The 16397-nt window shown below is 59.9% G+C and carries 27 protein-coding genes; 5 read left to right on the top strand and 22 right to left on the bottom strand.

Translation table 11 applies throughout. The features are described 5' to 3' along the window. Positions 1-209: 209 nt before the first annotated feature. The 5 genes from ACVIGB_RS02690 to ACVIGB_RS02670 form a co-directional block, all read right to left on the bottom strand. On the bottom strand, positions 210-485 hold the full coding sequence (locus tag ACVIGB_RS02690; protein ID WP_456717202.1) for a hypothetical protein: 276 nt from the start codon (positions 483-485) through the stop codon (positions 210-212). Between the two features lie 8 nt (positions 486-493). Then, the gene (locus ACVIGB_RS02685; RefSeq protein ID WP_456717203.1) at positions 494-1246 is read right to left on the bottom strand and encodes a hypothetical protein; all 753 of its coding nucleotides are present in this window, start codon (positions 1244-1246) and stop codon (positions 494-496) included. A gap of 366 nt (positions 1247-1612) precedes the next feature. Then, positions 1613-1963: a hypothetical protein gene (locus tag ACVIGB_RS02680; RefSeq protein ID WP_456717204.1), complete on the bottom strand. Its 351-nt coding sequence runs from the start codon at positions 1961-1963 to the stop codon at positions 1613-1615. After that, positions 1956-2258 carry a hypothetical protein gene (locus ACVIGB_RS02675; protein ID WP_456717205.1) on the bottom strand — a complete coding sequence of 101 codons (303 nt, stop codon included), beginning with the start codon at positions 2256-2258 and terminating at the stop codon, positions 1956-1958. Before ACVIGB_RS02675 ends, ACVIGB_RS02680 begins: the two co-directional genes overlap by 8 nt. 20 nt (positions 2259-2278) lie before the next feature. Continuing rightward, complete coding sequence (locus ACVIGB_RS02670) at positions 2279-2512, bottom strand: PadR family transcriptional regulator (RefSeq protein ID WP_456717206.1); 234 nt, start codon at positions 2510-2512, stop codon at positions 2279-2281. A gap of 1 nt (position 2513) precedes the next feature. Between ACVIGB_RS02670 and ACVIGB_RS02665 the strand changes: the two genes are divergently transcribed. Then, positions 2514-2816, top strand: coding sequence for a hypothetical protein (locus ACVIGB_RS02665; protein ID WP_456717207.1), 303 nt, complete (start codon positions 2514-2516; stop codon positions 2814-2816). 26 nt (positions 2817-2842) lie between these two features. Here ACVIGB_RS02665 and ACVIGB_RS02660 read toward each other — a convergent pair whose 3' ends face one another. The 12 genes from ACVIGB_RS02660 to ACVIGB_RS02605 form a co-directional block, all read right to left on the bottom strand. Then, positions 2843-3106 carry a hypothetical protein gene (locus ACVIGB_RS02660; protein ID WP_456717208.1) on the bottom strand — a complete coding sequence of 88 codons (264 nt, stop codon included), beginning with the start codon at positions 3104-3106 and terminating at the stop codon, positions 2843-2845. A gap of 348 nt (positions 3107-3454) precedes the next feature. Beyond that, on the bottom strand, positions 3455-3721 hold the full coding sequence (locus ACVIGB_RS02655) for a hypothetical protein (RefSeq protein WP_456717209.1): 267 nt from the start codon (positions 3719-3721) through the stop codon (positions 3455-3457). Continuing rightward, on the bottom strand, positions 3721-4173 hold the full coding sequence (locus tag ACVIGB_RS02650; RefSeq protein WP_456717210.1) for a hypothetical protein: 453 nt from the start codon (positions 4171-4173) through the stop codon (positions 3721-3723). The genes ACVIGB_RS02655 and ACVIGB_RS02650 overlap by 1 nt, the downstream gene beginning before the upstream one ends. After that, entirely contained in the window at positions 4170-4400 is a 231-nt protein-coding gene (locus tag ACVIGB_RS02645) for a hypothetical protein (RefSeq protein ID WP_456717211.1), read from the bottom strand. The genes ACVIGB_RS02650 and ACVIGB_RS02645 overlap by 4 nt, the downstream gene beginning before the upstream one ends. Next, positions 4397-4627: a hypothetical protein gene (locus ACVIGB_RS02640; RefSeq protein WP_456717212.1), complete on the bottom strand. Its 231-nt coding sequence runs from the start codon at positions 4625-4627 to the stop codon at positions 4397-4399. Before ACVIGB_RS02640 ends, ACVIGB_RS02645 begins: the two co-directional genes overlap by 4 nt. Continuing rightward, positions 4624-4848 (bottom strand): hypothetical protein, encoded by a 225-nt coding sequence (locus ACVIGB_RS02635; protein WP_456717213.1) that lies wholly within the window; start codon positions 4846-4848, stop codon positions 4624-4626. The genes ACVIGB_RS02640 and ACVIGB_RS02635 overlap by 4 nt, the downstream gene beginning before the upstream one ends. Positions 4849-5032: 184 nt before the next feature. Continuing rightward, positions 5033-5410, bottom strand: coding sequence for a zinc finger domain-containing protein (locus ACVIGB_RS02630; RefSeq protein ID WP_456749081.1), 378 nt, complete (start codon positions 5408-5410; stop codon positions 5033-5035). A 253-nt stretch (positions 5411-5663) separates the two neighbouring features. Next, positions 5664-6230, bottom strand: coding sequence for a hypothetical protein (locus tag ACVIGB_RS02625; protein WP_456717215.1), 567 nt, complete (start codon positions 6228-6230; stop codon positions 5664-5666). Between the two features lie 16 nt (positions 6231-6246). Next, the gene (locus tag ACVIGB_RS02620; RefSeq protein WP_456717216.1) at positions 6247-6396 is read right to left on the bottom strand and encodes a hypothetical protein; all 150 of its coding nucleotides are present in this window, start codon (positions 6394-6396) and stop codon (positions 6247-6249) included. Between the two features lie 30 nt (positions 6397-6426). Then, positions 6427-6717 (bottom strand): hypothetical protein, encoded by a 291-nt coding sequence (locus tag ACVIGB_RS02615; protein WP_456717217.1) that lies wholly within the window; start codon positions 6715-6717, stop codon positions 6427-6429. Between the two features lie 236 nt (positions 6718-6953). Beyond that, positions 6954-7337, bottom strand: a complete 384-nt coding sequence (locus ACVIGB_RS02610; protein WP_456717218.1) for a hypothetical protein — start codon at positions 7335-7337, stop codon at positions 6954-6956. A gap of 345 nt (positions 7338-7682) precedes the next feature. Then, entirely contained in the window at positions 7683-9038 is a 1356-nt protein-coding gene (locus tag ACVIGB_RS02605; RefSeq protein WP_456717219.1) for a hypothetical protein, read from the bottom strand. Positions 9039-9231: 193 nt separating this feature from the next. Between ACVIGB_RS02605 and ACVIGB_RS02600 the strand changes: the two genes are divergently transcribed. The 3 genes from ACVIGB_RS02600 (at position 9232) to ACVIGB_RS02590 (ending at position 12369) form a co-directional block, all read left to right on the top strand. Continuing rightward, entirely contained in the window at positions 9232-9681 is a 450-nt protein-coding gene (locus ACVIGB_RS02600) for a hypothetical protein (protein WP_456717220.1), read from the top strand. 58 nt (positions 9682-9739) lie between these two features. Beyond that, positions 9740-11788 carry an extensin family protein gene (locus tag ACVIGB_RS02595; protein WP_456717221.1) on the top strand — a complete coding sequence of 683 codons (2049 nt, stop codon included), beginning with the start codon at positions 9740-9742 and terminating at the stop codon, positions 11786-11788. A gap of 179 nt (positions 11789-11967) precedes the next feature. Then, entirely contained in the window at positions 11968-12369 is a 402-nt protein-coding gene (locus ACVIGB_RS02590; RefSeq protein WP_456717222.1) for a hypothetical protein, read from the top strand. A 390-nt stretch (positions 12370-12759) separates the two neighbouring features. On the opposite strand, the gene ACVIGB_RS02585 is transcribed toward ACVIGB_RS02590, so the two are convergent. After that, positions 12760-13452 (bottom strand): hypothetical protein, encoded by a 693-nt coding sequence (locus tag ACVIGB_RS02585; RefSeq protein ID WP_456717223.1) that lies wholly within the window; start codon positions 13450-13452, stop codon positions 12760-12762. A gap of 153 nt (positions 13453-13605) precedes the next feature. On the opposite strand from ACVIGB_RS02585, the gene ACVIGB_RS02580 reads away from it, so the two are divergent. Further along, positions 13606-14148, top strand: coding sequence for a hypothetical protein (locus ACVIGB_RS02580; protein ID WP_456717224.1), 543 nt, complete (start codon positions 13606-13608; stop codon positions 14146-14148). 107 nt (positions 14149-14255) lie between these two features. On the opposite strand, the gene ACVIGB_RS02575 is transcribed toward ACVIGB_RS02580, so the two are convergent. The 4 genes from ACVIGB_RS02575 to ACVIGB_RS02560 all read right to left on the bottom strand — a co-directional run bounded on the left by ACVIGB_RS02575 (position 14256) and on the right by ACVIGB_RS02560 (position 16256). After that, the gene (locus tag ACVIGB_RS02575; protein WP_456717225.1) at positions 14256-14513 is read right to left on the bottom strand and encodes a hypothetical protein; all 258 of its coding nucleotides are present in this window, start codon (positions 14511-14513) and stop codon (positions 14256-14258) included. A gap of 95 nt (positions 14514-14608) precedes the next feature. Next, a complete protein-coding gene (locus ACVIGB_RS02570) occupies positions 14609-15373 on the bottom strand; it encodes a pentapeptide repeat-containing protein (RefSeq protein WP_456717226.1) in 765 nt (254 codons plus the stop codon). Positions 15374-15390: 17 nt separating this feature from the next. After that, positions 15391-15768, bottom strand: coding sequence for a hypothetical protein (locus ACVIGB_RS02565; RefSeq protein WP_456717227.1), 378 nt, complete (start codon positions 15766-15768; stop codon positions 15391-15393). Between the two features lie 17 nt (positions 15769-15785). Further along, positions 15786-16256: a hypothetical protein gene (locus ACVIGB_RS02560; protein WP_456717228.1), complete on the bottom strand. Its 471-nt coding sequence runs from the start codon at positions 16254-16256 to the stop codon at positions 15786-15788. Positions 16257-16397: the final 141 nt, after the last annotated feature.

Here is a 16397-nt window from a genome sequence, read left to right as displayed (position 1 = left end):
TAAAGCCCGTCCTGCGATCCGTGTCGCTTCAGCATGCTCCGCAAAGTGCCAGCAACCGCGACCCGGCCGCTCCTGGCGGGCTGGTATCCCATCCGAGCTGCGATCGTATCCAACGAGATTCCGCCGTGGCTGCGGGCCATCGCCTTCAGAACCTGCAGATCTCGCTCGGTCAGATCGGTCGTCATTGTCGCGCTCTCAGGTCGCAGGACCTACCAGTTGATGTCCGACGAAAGCAGCTTTCTCGTAGCGGTTTTCCACGACGAGTGAATTTGGCCAGCCGCGATTGCGACTTCCCTTGCTTCGTCTCTATCCACGAAGCGACCTTGGCTGGTGATGAACCCGTCAATATCACCAGCTTTCGACGTTCGTGGGTCAGGATCGTCGGGGTCGATTGCCTGCCGTAGCTGGTAGTGGGATGTAAACCCGCGTTCGATCACTTCATCGCCGCGCAAGATGGCTACCGCTCTAAGTCGCTCGAGTGTCATGGCTGCTTTCACTGCGGATACGGAATTGGCGGGTCGGACATCTTGTCAAAGGCGCTGCGAGCGCGCAGGGCAGCGCAAACTGCCTTGACGACCTCGCGGCCCTGCAGAAGATCGACGAGATCCGTGACGAGGTTGAAATGGACCGGACGCTGGCCCTTCGCCACACGATGCCGGTCGGCGATCTCGACCAGCTCCGAAACGTGAAGAATCTCCAGCATTTGGGCGAGCCACGGTTTGTTGGCTCGGTACGGACCAGCCTCGGTGACATCGATCCGGCCGACACCGACGTCCACGGTCCACGTCTCGATGCCGCCGACCTTTCGGATAATTTCCTGGGTCTCGGTGTACTGCGGAAGATAGGAGGTGCCGTATTTGGCTTTTTTCTCGATCATCGGCAGCTGCTCGTTCCAGCGGGGAGCAAGCGCGGCGATGGTTCTTGCGCTGATCGGCTGGAAAGCCCTCAATTGGGTCTCCAGGCGGTCTATCACGTCCCGGCTCGATTTGATCTCAACCGAGATGATCTCGGTTTCCGTGACCGCAGCAAGGTCGATGCGATTGGTCGAGTAGCGGAGCGGCAGTTCGTGGATGATCCGGGCGCCAGGCCACCGCTTGCGAAGAGCGGGCACGATCAAGTCGCGCATATCCAACTCCTCCGCCGAGCGTCCGGTGCGCCGCGGTGCCGATTCACGCAATTCGCCTTCACTGGGCGTTATCTCGGTTTGCGTCTTAGGTCTAGCCAGCATCAGCCATGAAGCCTTCACTGTTCAGGCGGGCAAGCCTCTGTCGCCGGCGCCGCCGTTGTATCGCCCGATTATTTGGTCGCATCAGATAGCCGAGCACGGTCACGACTGTCTGGCATTCGATCACAAACGTATGGGTGATGCTGGCAAGTTTGTACTCCCAGGGCTTCTTGTCCTTCGGAACGATTGGGCCGCATTCCACAACAAACGTCTCTCCGCCTGCGCACCGCCATGATCTGAATTGAACCTGATCGGAGATCACTCGGCGCAACACCGTGTCCGATCGCGACCGCTCGCAACACAATATTGCCCGCGCGCGATACTGCTGGACTGCGTGTCGCGATATCTTGAGGTCAGGTGCCGTCAGCATCGGATGTCGTTCGTTGTTCAGACCGCGGGGCGAGACCAGTCGATCCCCCAGCCCAGGCCAAACATTCGGTGATTGAGGCCACTCGCGACCGCGATTTGGTTGGTCACAGAGGCGGGTGCGGGCTTGCCGCTCGCCTCATAAACGAACCCATTTCCCTGACAAGCGTCGCAGCCGCCGGTCAGCCGTCCCTCAATGAACTGCTGCACATACTTGCCGTTGCCGCCGCACGCATAACAGCGGTGAGGCGGCTCTTCGAGGCCCAGCGAATTGTCAATGCGATTAAGCACACCTTCGTAGGCTTCTCGCCCCACCTCTGGGCTAAGGGCGCCAGCGGCCAGATCGCGATCCGTCTTTGCGATATCAACCATAGGGGTGCTCCCGGTTAACGATTGGGGCCGAGGACAAGTTAGCCTTCATTGGCTCGACTTCAACCAGTGTCAGCGCGGTCCAATTGCAGCCGTTTCGCTGGCGGACCGCGATCGCGACCGGTTGGCCCTTGTGCCACAAAGTGGTGACGTTAGTCTCCTTCAGGCGGTCCTGCGAGATCTCCCAACCAGGTTTCCCGCGAAGATCTAGCTTCTTGACGATCGCATCGAGCCACATTTGCTCGATCTTGCCGGCCTCGATCTCATCCGTTGTGATCAGCTGTTGGGTGTTGCTCACGGTTCTCGCTCGGACATTCGCTATGGTTGAAGCTCGGACAGCGCCGCCCGAGCGTGCTTTCGGCCAACAGTGGTCATCGTATAGATCCGCCTTTTCGGGCGCCCTTCAATCTGCGGGTTGATTTTTTCCCACTCGCTCTTAAGCCATCCAGCGTCCTCAAGGCGCGCGAGCATGGGATAGAGCGTCCCCGATCGAATGCCCGTGTCTCTAGCGATATCCGCACCCGCCAGCCCCGCTGGAGTAAGAAGAAGCATCTTGAGCGCCCGCAAATGGTCAGCCGCACGGGACGCTTCGCTTGGCTGCGTCGTCGAAGTGCTGCGCACAAATGAAGCCGATATCCCAGGTCTTGGTTCCGCGCTTGCCGCTGGCGAGAATGCGCCAGCCCCGGGCGTGGAGCGAGCCATCAAAGCTATAGTCGACGCGCTCGATCTCGTATCGTACGCCCTGCACGACGACATGCTTTCCGACGACATTTTGCGCTACGAGTTTTGCATCGCGCTCGGCGGCGCGCCTTATGGCCTCCGATTGCCGGAACCGCTCAGCGGCGGCGTCGAATAGCTTGCGCGTCCCATCGTCTAAAACGGTTATCTCGGTTTATTCTCCTCAGTGATCGTCTGTTCCGGCGAGAACGCCAGTGCATCGCGGCCGGCTTTGGTGATCGAGACGGTGCGATACATCAGGTCAGAGCCCTTGGCGATGAAGCCGTTGTCCAGCCCGCTCTCTTCCCCACCGATCGCAGCAAATCCCTTCGCCACCAGCCCATCGAGCGTTTTCCCGTGACACTCACCGTACTGACCGTCTCCATTGGACAGCCAATCGAGCAGTAGACGTTCGTCCTTGTTCAGCATCTGCCTTGTCTCCACTGTGCTATGCTTTTCCTCGGTTCAAGTCATGCGTAAGACCTGGCGACACCGCGGCTGGCTGCAGCGGATATCAGTAGCCGGACCTGCGCCTGTGTGAGCTTCCCCCTGTCACTCATCGGCCAGCGCCGAAGGCCGTTTACTTAGCTCAGCACCACACCAGTCCGAGCTTCGTGAGGTCAGCCGCGATGAAGTCTCGAACAACCTTCCGTAACCCTTCGGGGTCTTGGTTGCTTTGAATTGCGCGCAGGCGACAGTGTTGATCGTGGTCCGCATCCAGGCGAAGGATTCGGGCATAAAGGGGCCAGTGCATCATGTTCGTCCTGTTCCATCCATTTACAGTTTGTTTTGGTCCCGGGGGACCCAACCCGTGCTTTCCCCGCTCGCGGGATCCTCAAGGCGCCGAAAGTTCACCAGAACGACCGTCTGCGGATCGTACTGGCGGTTGGTCTCGATAAGCTCGATGAGCGCAGACACATCTGCCGAGCTCGCTACCGGCGGGTAATGTTCCAGCACGATACAGCCTTCACACTCCGCATCGTTCTTCCTGCCGGCGTAAGAGACAAAGAGCGGATTCATTTTTCTGGGTTCTTGTTCCGACATCAGGCGTAGCGTCCCTCTTCGCCGCAGGCGGCCAACATCGATATCGCCACGTCTTTTGCAAAGCGGGCCCTCCCGGCGGCTGACTGCGCTGAGAGATCGATGTTGTATGCCAACCGACCTCCCCCGAAATAGACGCACGAAACCCGGTCGTCAGTGACAATCACTGTGTATGCCTCCGTCATTGCTTGACCGCCAATTCCTCCATATCCCAGCGCCGTGGATGACCAGGTCTGTGGGAAGAGAACGACGGAGACTTCGTTGTCGTACGGGCGGCGGGTCCTCCACTGCCCAGGCCCTTGTTCACCGGCCAACCGGAGTTTGCTTTGCTCCTCTTTCGAGAGTTTTTGCCAAGCGGACCAATCACGAACCCAGGTCTTCTGATCTGGGAGATCGCGATGGACTGCGGCGCCAAGCGCGCCGTGGAGCGCGTCAAAAGGAGAACCGACTCTCATGTGTTGTCTCCGGGGCCAGCAGTCCGCGGCGAGACCTCAAATCCGGCGTCGCGCAGTTGCTCAATCTGCCGTTTCAGCTTTGGCACGTATTCGGCCTGCCACCACGGACGCATGTCGTCGTGTCGATAGCGGCGATCATCACTGGCGAATTGCGATAGAGGAACTCCCGCCGCTTGACAGCGCCGCTTCGCCTCTCGTTCGATCAACTCGTCTTCAGCCTGGATCATGGGCGCATCTCCCCGAGCAGGGTCGGGGCGCTGCCGGTCGTCTCGGCGCCGACTGCGAAAATAACCAGCTTCGGCTGCTCGGACTTGCTATTGGCCTCGGCCGCAGGGACGGCGCACATCGCCCATGCGTACTTGGATAGCGTGCTTTGAGGGATGCCGCATTCAGCGGAGATCTCCTGTCGCACCGTCGACGACAAATCATGCCACCTGAAAACGATGTCCTTCATTGGGTCGCAGCTCCTTCTTGCGCGATCCTGTGGCGCAATGCTTCGATCGTTTGTGCCGGGTGATCCGGAAGCGGGCACCAGTCCGGGATCGCGTGCGATTGGCCGTGTGGCAGGTTGGCGCCGGTCTTGGTGCATTCGTAGACGCCTGCCGAATAGTATTCGCGATGCGGACATTCCCCGCAGCTGCTTGTGGTTCCGGTGATTTTCACGGTGAACGCCATCCTGATTGCCTTCCTGGTGCGGTCTAGGCTTCGTCTGCGTGGGGACTGAGGTAGAACACGTCGCCGACGCGTCGATGCGGCACGCCGGATTTCTCTACGTGCTCGAGAGCAGCACGCTCTGAGCTGAACCAACCCTCATGCCGAGAACCGTATCGCACCTCCCGTCGGACTTCCCATCGGAACGTCATGGCTGCCTCGGGTTAAAGCGCTTTGACCGAGAGGTGGACGGCAGCTTGCCCACCAGCAGATTGTTCGCCGAAAGTGCTCCGGCCAGATGGCCAGCCGTGAGCCGGTCATTCTCCGTCGGCGCCGCGGCCTCATCCCGGAAACAGGCGAGCCATTGCGTCATGATCTCGGTCGCACGCTCGAACACCGCGAAGCCATACTGTTCCTTGGGATCCGTGATCGTTGGATCGATCGCACGACACGCTTTGATCCGCGCTGCGTGGGGCGTGATACTTTTCGGGCTCCCATCGCGACCGGTGTAACGGCAGCCCTGTCCGATCTCTGCGGAACAGTATGGGCACCGGACCACGAAAAATCTCGCGTTCTTGGTGTTCATGGCGAGGATTTGCTCCTCTTGTGAGAACATTTCGGGCAGGTTGCCGTTTCCGTTTCGGTGCGGATGATCCAACCGTCCTGACGCGCCTGGCGCGCACATTCGCCAAACGTCTCCCCCGTATACGAGTGCGGGAATTCGGAGAACCGGTGCAAGCCGCCACCATCATGATCGCAATAGAGACTAAGCAGATACCCGCTGGAGTAACCGCTCGGATCTGCGATAGGTAACGACTTTACTGAGCCGGACTTCGTCATCAACAGGCCTGCCGACGGACGAGTTCGGATGCCCGCACCTTGGCGCGCGCCTTCATCGCGCTCTGCTCGCTCACCTGCCTCGCGGTTTCTTCGATTTCCGCTTCAGCCTCCAGAATGAGGCGCTGCCCGTCAGAAGATCCGAGCCAGCGCACCGTGATTTCGATGATCTCGACTGAGCGCAAATTGATGTGGTCCGCCGGCAGGATCGCATCAAGCGTTCTCCGGTGGTGATTCCAGCCAGGCACTCGTCGATTTTCGTTCGCCCATGCCAAGACGTAGGCATCACACTTCTCAAGCTCCGGATGCTGCTTCGCGCGTCGCGTGGCGCCGTCCAGAAATGAGCGGCCACAGTTCGTGCCGAGCCAGCTGATAAGGGACGTTGCGGCCGCCGCATCGGCCGAGATCGGCTCCCAGGGGCTGACGATACTGGCGAATCTTTCATTCTCCTCGTCGTCACCGTGCTCGATTGGCTCGCGCATGAGGCGTTGCCAGTGCTGCACGAAGATGCCTTCTCCGTACACGTCGGGACGGCAGGGGACAAACGGCTCATACTTAAACCAGCGCATTGGTTTATCTCCGGTGTCAGTTCGTGCGGGCAAGCTGGAGCAGGCGCTCCATTTCGTCGGCTTCCTGGCGTAACCGGCGCGCTCGCTCCTCGAGCTCATCGGCCTCCAGCCGCTTCGCCCTGATGGTCGCCCTGTCGTCAACAATTCGCTGTCCGAGCTGGTCCATGATCGCTGTGTCCGTGGATCGACCTGAGCGTCAGTTCTGCGCCGCGGCGGGTGACAGCTGAGCCGGCGTCTTTGTTTCGATCGGACGAGCCGGCGCCAACTCGTTAACATGGACGCGGCTCATACTCGGGCTGACCCCGCAACACTCGCATTTCGTCCCGACGATATTAAGCTTGTGCCAGGCGGTCCCGCTGTGCACCGTGACGCGCGTCCCGGCGGGGATCACCATGTAGGCATTCTTCATCTCATAGCGGGTGACCACCTCCATCCCGTGGAGGTCGCGAAGTCGCTTGGGTGCCCAATCCGGCCTGTTCGATGACATCTCGTTCTCCGATACGTTCTACGGTTTGCCCGCGGCGCACTTCCATTCGAGCCCGGCGTCCTGGGTATAGGCAACGCGCCGCGATGTGACGTTGCCGGCGCGTTGTTGTGCTTTCAGGGTGCGCAGGGCGTCCCCGTCCGTCCATCCCAAACCGAAAGCTAACCTCGGTGGTGCGCGCCGGTCCGTTGTGCCCGACGAATTCGAGGGGAGTCTCGGCGTGATCTTCACGACTTCGCTCACAATTGATGAGCTCCGTTCGCGCCAGCCGGTTCGATCGGCTCAACAATTTTGAAGCGGAGATCGGCTCGATTTGTCCGTCGTCCAAGCCAAAGATAGAATTGCCGGAAGTTCACCAACGCCCTGTAGCGGACGGCGCCACCGAGCTCTTTCGTCACCTCAATCGCCCCCATTGCTTCAAGCTCGTCGAGCGCCGCCTGGCTTCGGGCGGTGGGCCTGTTCTTCCTCATTTCGAACCGCAGCTCGCCATGGCCGGGCCACATTCCGCCAAAACAGCCGCCAGCCACTGCTTTCGCGTCGTCGCTCAGCATCTTCATCATGTGCTCGGTCGAAACACCGCAGCGCTGAACGTGATCACGGAGCATTTGGAGGCGGTCGGTCATCGGCATCCTGAGTTGCGACTCAAGGATTACGCTCGGTATTCGAATCCTTGAGTGAGATAGAAGTATCACACCGACTGCGAGCGCGGATGGCTTCGCTCATCGTGAGGTTAACGAATCTTGTTGAGGAGCGGGGATAGCGCCGTCGCTGGCGAGGCAGGTGAAGTGCCTGGCGGGAAGTCGGCGACCCCGGTCCTGGAAGCTGGGGGCTGGGTGACCGGGGCCGCCGTAGCGCCACCACAGCGAACTGGGGCAGCGCCGTCCGAGAATCAGGGATCGCGCAACCAAGCTTGCTCGCTCCAAGGGCAAGCTGCAAGCCAGCATTGAACCATGGGAGCGGCGTCGGTCCTACTGCCTGAAACTGCCACTCGAGCGCGGCTGATAAGCGCCTGAAATCACAGAGACATTGTTGAACGAGACGCTGCGATCACCCGTATAGGAATCGTCGACTACGCGGACTGGATTGCTCGACGTAAACAGCCTCGGGTGCGTGTCGTCTGCGGAGCCAACAATGGCATAGCTGGGCGCGGAATAGGATGATACCGCGAGCACTGGGGATGGGAGTCCGACATGGTCCGGTGAAGATGAGATCGTGACAACCTGCGCCGACGGCTCGGATGCCTGGATTGGCGCGGATACAGACGCATCGAGGATCTGGGCCCCCATTGGCTGAGGCTGAGGTGCGCTTGCGGCTGCCGGCGGAATCAACACGACCTTCCGTTCCAGCTGGGAAGGGGGTGCTTGTGCCGCTGGCTGGGTAGGGGCAACGACGACCTCCGGCTTCTGAGAGGCAGTCCGGGTCGGCGCAAGCAGGGCATCCCAGGGAGAGCTCGGCGCAGACGTCGCGACGGCAAGGTCTGCGGCAGCGACGGCCTGCACTGGCGGGCGGAGCGAAATTGGCGCTGCCGCCGGCTGCGAGCTCTCTACTGCCGGCTGATCCGAGCCGGCATCGGCGAACAGATTAACGGAGCCAGCCGCCGCGGGCGTCGGGATCGGGCTGGAAATTGACCCGGCATCGCCCAAGGCGTCGTCCGCGCTCGGCGCTCTGACGAGCGCGGCATACTCGGAGGCCATTTTCAGTTCGACGACCATTTCCCGCCGGTTAAGGTCGGCCCAAATCGCGCCCGTCGGCGACGGGCATATGCGGGGGCGACGAAGGGCTTTGCGAGCCCGGCGATCGTGCTTGTGGTTGACACGGCAGTCGCGGCTGTCGATGTCGACGAGTGGGCCCTTTAGGGCCGCGGCAAGCCGGGTCTTCCCGCTTGGTCCGCCGAGCATCGCGGCCACCAGGTTGGGTTCGGTGAACTGGATTTGACCCGGCTGCGGCCTGGCCAGCGCGGTGCCGTAGTTCCGGCCCTGATAGCGCACCTGGACGACGCCGGCGACATTGCGGCCGATTTCCTTTGGTTGCGAGGGATCGGAAGGATCGAGGCCAGCCGCTTGAAGAATGCGCCGAGTGACGTCGTCGACATTCTTGTTGGTCGCCGCGGGCTTTGCCGGCGGCGCGGCCGTTACGTTGAGCGGTCCCGTCGCTTCAGGCAGGCCAAGGCAGCCTCCTAGCGACAGGCAACCCGCCGTGAGGACGGTAACCGAGACAAGTCCTCGGATCGTTCGGCTCAACGTTTTACCCCTCAAGGATTCGACAGAAGAAGGAGAAATGGCCATCTTTGAGCCGAAATTGCCCGTCCGGTCTCCCGCGGGCAAGCAGAATCTCCCGGCCGCGAACAGCTTTGGATAACTCGCCAGAAGCAATTTCCGGGGACTTTCAGTGGCCTTGCTTGACCGCGATAGGCGCGAACGTCACCTTATAAGTTCTCAAGGATTCGTTACGGTGCTCAACGTGTTGATCGACATTCCGCGCGATGTACTTGCGGAATGTCCTGTTAGAGGTGCTGCCATGAACAAAACGGTCACATCGTACGCCCTGGCTTTGCTGATCGCCGTGGCTTCCGCCTTGCCGGCGTATCCGCAGGGACGCTCAGCCATTGTTACCACTCAGCCGTTGCGGACCGTGCAGATGCAGTATCAGGAGGTCGGGCCGTCGTCTTCGGAGTTCAAGCAGCTTTGGCCAACGCAGGCGCGAGAGATCAATCCGAATCCGTCGAGCGGGCTGAAGCCGCAGGCCTTTGTCGGGCATGTCCGGGAGGCATCGGGCGCACTCCTGACAGTCACGATGCTGGCCGCGGCGGAAGAATGCGGGCCGCAGCTCTGCCCGATACGGATTTTCCGGGACGGCAAGCTCATCAAGGAATTCTCGGGCTGCAACTCCGTGACGAACCACCGCGTGACTGCGGACGGCAAGTACCTCGTCGCCTGCGACGCGCAGGTGGCGATTCCGCCGAACTGAAAGGGTGCGGGGACGTGCTGTGGAAGCGTATTCCGCGTGTGGGGACTGAGAGGGACGTATGTTGCCGTTTCGCGCGTTGATGCTGACGACGACCGTGCTCGCGGGGCTCGCGATCGCGACTGGGGCCTTTGCACAGTCGTCCGGCGGAGACTGTTCTTCGGGCAACAACAACTCGAATTCGACGTCGTCGACCAGCGGTGGCGGTCAGACCGGTGTCTTTCAGGGGCAGGGCAGCTACGCCAACGCGGTGTCTTCGTTTGAGTCCACTAACAATGCGGCGTCCGTCAATCCCAGGGGCTATCTCGGCCTGTATCAAATGGGCGGCATGGCTCTGACCCAGGCCGGCTATGTGAGCCCGACGAACAGCAATTCCAACCTGCAGTGGAACGGCACGGACGGCATCTATTCGACCCAGCAATTTCTTTCGAACCCGCAGGCCCAGTACAACGCTTGGACCAAGTACGAACAGGGCAACTGGAAACTTCTGCAGGCTAACGGATCGACGGCATATATCGGGCAGACCGGTCCGGATGGACAGCCCATTACCGCTTCCGGCTTGCTTATGGGATCTCAGTTCGGCGCCGGCGCGGTGAAGCAGTACCTGACGAACGGTTGCACCGGCAGCGCCGTCGACGGCAACGGCGTCTGCGTCGGTACGATGATCTCCAAGGGCAATGGGTACGACGTTTCGAATATCACGGGCCAGTCTGATACCGGGTCGACGGGCGGCGGCTCGTCCAGCGGCGGTGGAAGTGGCGGGGGCACATCGTCGAACGGAACGGGCAACTCAAGCGGGAACGGAGGCAACTGCTCTTCCGAGCAGCCGACCGATATGACCTCGCAGACCTGCAACGCCACGATGCCCATCATCGAGGGTATCAACTGCGGCCGTTTCCCATCGGAGCTGCAGTCCTTTTGCAATCAGTACAAGCCGTATTTGATGACCCGCGACAAATGCGAGGAAGCCGAGAAGTGGGCTGAGGAGCAGGTCAAGAACGGCGGTCAAGGGTCAAGCCAAGGCGTTCAGCAGGTTCAGCAGCCATCAGATCCGCAAGAAGGCAAGGAATCTGGCGGCGGCGGCGGTCCTTTGATCGAGCCCAACGTCGTCAACCTCGGGGACGACAGCGAGCCCGGATCGTCGCAGTCCACACCGATCACGCCCCAGCCGTCGCTCGCAGTTGGCGGTGGCCCGGGCGGCACACCCAATAACGATGTCAGCGGTCAGCCGGCTTCCGGCGGCCCTGTGCCGGTTGGCAAGATCAAGCCGGGTCAATGGGCGGAAGCATGCAAGAAGCAGACGAAGTACGACGGCAGCTCGGCCTGGTCGTATGTACTCTGGTGCAGCCAGTTGAAAGCGGACCCTCCGCGCCGGCAGTCATCCAATGCGCCTGGGATTGCGGGCAACCTTGGCTATAGCGGACCGGGCAATCTTGGCGTTTCGGGCAACTCGAGCCCGATGTCGGGCGGCGGTACAGTGAGCAATCCCGTTTCTGCGAGCGATCCAGGCGGCTCGTCGGGTGGTGGCGGTGGATCGTCCGGTGGCGAATACAACGGCACGCGACCGCAAAATTCGACGAAGAACAGCAATTACACCGAGCCAAGACAGGATCCGCAATGCTTCCAGCGCCTGCAGTCCGCCGGTGTTCAGGCCACATTCGAGGGATTCAACGCAGCCTCGAAGATTGAACCCAGAACTGGTCGCCGCTGTTTCGTCGCGACATCCGTATCCGTGCGCAAGTGGGCGTCGGCCTCGATGGGGAAAGCGGTGCCGAACATGAATTGTCCGTTGGCGGAGAAGGTCAACGACTGGATCAAAGGCCTCGGCGTTGGCCAGGTGACCGACTATGGTTCGTACGGATGCCGGCCGATGAACGGCAACAAGGGCGGAGGAGTTCATCTCTCAATGCATTCGTACGGCGACGCCTACGACCTCGCAAGCATGGATGGGCAGAAGTTCGCTGTATGGAGTCGTGCTCCCGCCATTCAACAACGGGCTTGGCAAGCTGCTTGCGGAAAGTTCGATCGCGTTCTAGGCCCTGGGTATTATGGTGGCGCGTACGTGCACTTTCATGTGGAGCAAGGGCATGGCGGCAGTTGTAATCGTTAATATTTATGTGCTGCGACACATAAGAGTGTCAAAACACACAAAAGAAGACTCGAAGCTCGTGGGCCGCGGAGAAATGCACAGAAATTTGCTCATCTATCCTAATGATCCCAAGCTACATTCACAGAATCCCGATTTGCAAGTGCTGGCCGTAGCTTCGTGAGGCATCAACGGAGCGCATCATGACGGCCGAGCAGCTGGTCGCCTATTTTAACAAGAAGATCGCCAAGCCCATTCCCTTCAGCGTCCATGTGCAGAAGGGATGTGCCGCTGTCTACTGGGCATACGAAGTGGAAGTAACGGCAGTGGATGACGATTGTCTTCACGTGACCGTCTTCTTGCGAGGCACTCGCGACGAGAGAGGGCGCTGGCTCTTGAGGAATGATGTGAGCCGCGGGGATATCCAGATCCCTCTTCGCGACGGTGACTGTGTGTCCCGGCTTCTTGGTATGGCGGTTGCGATCCGTGGGTTGGGCGAGAAGATTGACAATCTCCCAGAGTCGGACACGTTACGCGACTGCTACAGCGACTATCTCGAGCGAGCGGAGGAGTACCGCGCGGATCACTCTCGGCCGAGAATGTAGTCCCGCCGACGGCTCGACCGCTCCGCCGCTCGTTGCAACGGTGGTCGATGCCAGGGCTCCATTGGAAATCCGTTACCGTCTTATGTGTCGCAAAGACCCGACCGATACACGCTTTTGAGTCGCGCACGACAATCTTATCGGTCGCACTCGGTCTGGAATCGTTGGGATTTCTTGGTTAAGATGACACTCTTATGTGTCGCAGGACAATTTACAACTTGTAGTGTGCTGAAACTCAATTGAGCGTCAAGGACCCAATTAAGTGTCACGGTTTTCGTGGTGCCCGGTTCATTCCGAGACCTCAAGATGCGATGAGTGTCCACGTCCCTAGGTCTGAACGGCGGGGCCCATGGTGCTGCTATGCTCCGGGGAGCAAAGCTACGTCAAAGAGTGTCAGCCGGGATCTTTGATCAGATCGAGCGCAATCTGCGTTGCGTTCTCATGGACGTTTCGGAGTCGATACCGGTCATTCGGACTCCAGGTGCTGGAGGAACCAGAACCTAAGTAGGTCCATTCACCATTGATGGTTCGCCTGATGCGACCGTCGGTCGCTTCCACGAGAAACATCATGGCGGGATTGAATCGCCTTTCTTCTAGGTCGGATCGAGCGAGGTCATCCGAGGCTGCAAAAATATCTGCGGAGTCAGCTAGGCGACCGGCGATCATCGCCGCATCACCAACTGGATCGGCGCCTCTGAAGACCGGGTCGAAGAGACAGAAAAATCGCCAGGTCAGCTTCATTCCGCCGTGTCCGAGGTAAGCAAGCTTTTTTTCCTCCAGCTCGGCCAGTCCTTCTTCCCATTCCTTTCTTGGCAGTTCTGAAAACGAGGCGAGGTCAGAGTAGGGAATATGCTCGCGATAAGTGCCAGTTGAGCGGAGGCTCGCGTCACGGCCGATGCAAAGTGCTCTGGCAGAGATGCTCAGGCGAGATGCGGTAAAGCTTTCGAGCGCGAGAAGCCCGCTGTTCGTGATTGATCGAAGCGTCGACCAGCGCCAAGCGCTGAGCGTCGAGGGCTTGTTGGAGTTGAGAGGGGTGAGTAAAGCGCAACAGTGCCGGCTTGCGCAAAGCCCTCCGCAATAGAGCACTTCAACTCGACGGGTAGCGACACAGCCTTGGCGAGCCCGGGGGCTGGACCCCTTACATCCTCATCAACGAGAAATTAACTCCCAAACGACGAAACGGTCCACTGGAGAGGTTGTCGTGTTAAAGTTCACGATCAGTTCCAGGAGGATCGTACTTTGCTCAGTTCACTAGCGCTGGCCGACATCGTCGCGGATGCAATAGGAATCAAAAGGCCGACTGCACAGCTTCAATTAAGGACCATTCGAGCGGTGGGTCTAATCACCTTCAAGGGCTTTGGGCGTAGTGCTGCTGCGATGGAACCAATTGATGCTGCGCGCCTTCTGATAGCGGTGGCGGGCAGCACGTTCGCGAAAGATGGCGTCCAAGTTCTCGGTCGTTTTGCGAAGCTGGCGACCGCATCGCGTCCCGAAACCTTTGAAGAGGTGATGGCGTCGGACATTGCTGCGCTTGCCGATGGATCGCAGCCGAGCGAAACGGTCGGGTTCGAGCTTGTGTGGGGCATGGGAGAGTCGCGGTCTTCGGTGAAGCACGCTTACGCCAGATCCTGGCTTGCCGCTGACGGTAAGCCGGTTTTGTTTAGTAAAAAGGGGCACGCTAAGAGCGGAGCGCCAGCGGATGTGTTGCGCGAAGTATCGTTGCTTCAGACGAGGATGATCAGCCACAGCGCCGTGGTGCAAATCGCCAAGGCGTTGCGCTGATAGGCGGCGTCCGACCCAGTGAGCCCTTGGCCTCCCGCGGGATACGTGCCTACTCGCAAGAAGGCCGCCGCTTGAAAGGATGAAGAAAATGCCCAGGCCCGGGACGTCTACTTCAGTTTCGACCAGAATTCCGGCGCATTGCCGCCGCGGAGCGGGATCGTGCCGCCGTTCGCGGTGATCGCCTCACTAAAGCGGCGTCCTGCAGCAACTTTTTTCTTTGCGGCCTGTACTCGGGCGTTCCGCGCTTCGTCAGCTTGCCTTTCCTTCTCGTGCTTTGCGGCGAGTTCCTTGTCGGTCAACGGTTTGCGCTTCTTATGAGGGGCCTTGCTCAGCGACGGTCCATCTTGCGGGTGCTTGCGCGACATGTCTTTGCTCCAATTGGCGACTTCGGCACGAATTCGATCAACTTCGGGGACGCTGCTCTCGCGAGTTTACGAACAGAAAGCTCACGACCAGAAACTCACGCCTCGACATTCCTGGCATCTCGATCTCGCAGATAGGCCGCGATTCGCGGATGCAGTCGGGCTCCGAGGAAGTCTGCACCCTCGACGATGGCTTTGTCGAACCTGGCGGACGTTATGGTTGCATACCGGAACTTTGTCTCAACGAGCCGGGCACCGGCAAAGCGGTTGTCTGCTTCGTTGCCGGAAAACTCGGACTGAGAGAAGTCAGCGAAACAAAGGGATGCGCCGCTTAGCGAGCAGTCATTGAAATACCCCCGCACGCGAGCGCCATCGAATTTGGTGCCGTGAAGGCAGGTGCTCATGAACACCGCCTGATCCGATGCGGCGACTTTAGCTGGGCACAGCTGCGCATCTGGCGCTGGCCAGCCCCAGACCGCGTTCCTGCAATCCGCCTGATGAAGGATGGCCCCACGAAACACCGGCGCCTTCAGATGGGAGTGCGACAGGTTCGCATGCTGCAACGACGCGTGATAGAAATTGACGTCGTTAGCTCGAATTCCGCTGAGATCTGCCTCGGTGAAGTCGGCGCCGCGCAGCTGGAGCTGTTCGAGGCTTTCGATGCCGAAATCGAGGCCGGACAGGTCTCGGCCAGCGAAGTGGGCGCGCCGGCCGCGCGTCGGATCTTCTTGCCATCTCGCGTGATCGGCGAGCGCGCCGTTCAGCGCGCTCTGGCCGATGTGTCGGCCGCGTCGGTGGACTGCCGGAGCGGCCAGAGAAAAGACACCCAGGTATGCTCCGAGCGAGCTCGGCAAAGCCAGCAAGAGAGGTCGTCGAGCGATCATGGAATGGGTGGCCCCGCGACCGCAGTGGTCCTGTTGATCCGCCAGGTCGTCTCGAAGCGTCGCGCAGGCTGATCCTTGGATGACCACCACACGGTGAACACCTCGCGAGGCTTCATCGCCTTGCTGCGGATATTGGTGTCGAAGTAGCGCTCCTCATTGCTCTTGCATTCACTTCCGTTGTCGCCTCTGCCGTTTGGCAGAACGATGAACGGTGCTCGGTCGAGGTCATTCAAGCTTCCGCCAACCCCGGTGATCAGAATGTCCCGCTTCGGTTTGCGCTGTCTGTCGCAAACGACGAAGATGAGGGCGCGACGGATTTCAGGGTCGTCCGGATTCGGCAGGCTTTGCGCGTCAACGGCGAAATAGGTGTTCACTGGGCTCCTCCTTGGGCTCACTCTTTCGGTAGTGATTGGATGAACAGCGCGAGGCGGTCGGCCTCTCGTTGAGTGAGGTCCCGCGGCAACATCAGCGTGATCGGATCCTCATCGTGTCGCAGGACATAGCTGTGCTCGATGCGGGGCTGTCTCGACATTGCTTCCTTGCTGTCGAGCGGCCGCAGAGCTTCGGGGCCGCCTTCTCCACGAGCGACTTTGGCAATGCTTTTCCAGGTGTATCGCCACATGATCCTGGTTGGCGCGCCGCGCCGGCCGACCACGCGCTTTCCGACACCAGCATCGTCAATGCCTTTCAGGAGGACACTCATGTTGCGGCGGGATGTGCTCAGCGCCTCCTGGAGCTGTTCGGCGGTCGAATGGGGTGGCGTTGTTGGTTGCTGTTCCATGTAGTTGAGCAGCTTGATCGTATCCGGCCACGCCAGCTTCCAGGCTTTCTGAAGTTCTTTGGCGACGTCCTCGGGCTTCATGTCATCAGGCTCGCAAACTCATTGTTATGGCTTGTAACAAATAGATTATAAGCCGTCAAGAGAACCAAGCGACCCGATAAAATGACCAACACCAGCAATGGACACCATAAATGCAAACATGCAGATGAGTTTGCATAAATG

This window comes from Bradyrhizobium sp. USDA 4341, from assembly GCF_054063755.1.
This window is presented reverse-complemented; position numbering and strand designations above follow the sequence as displayed.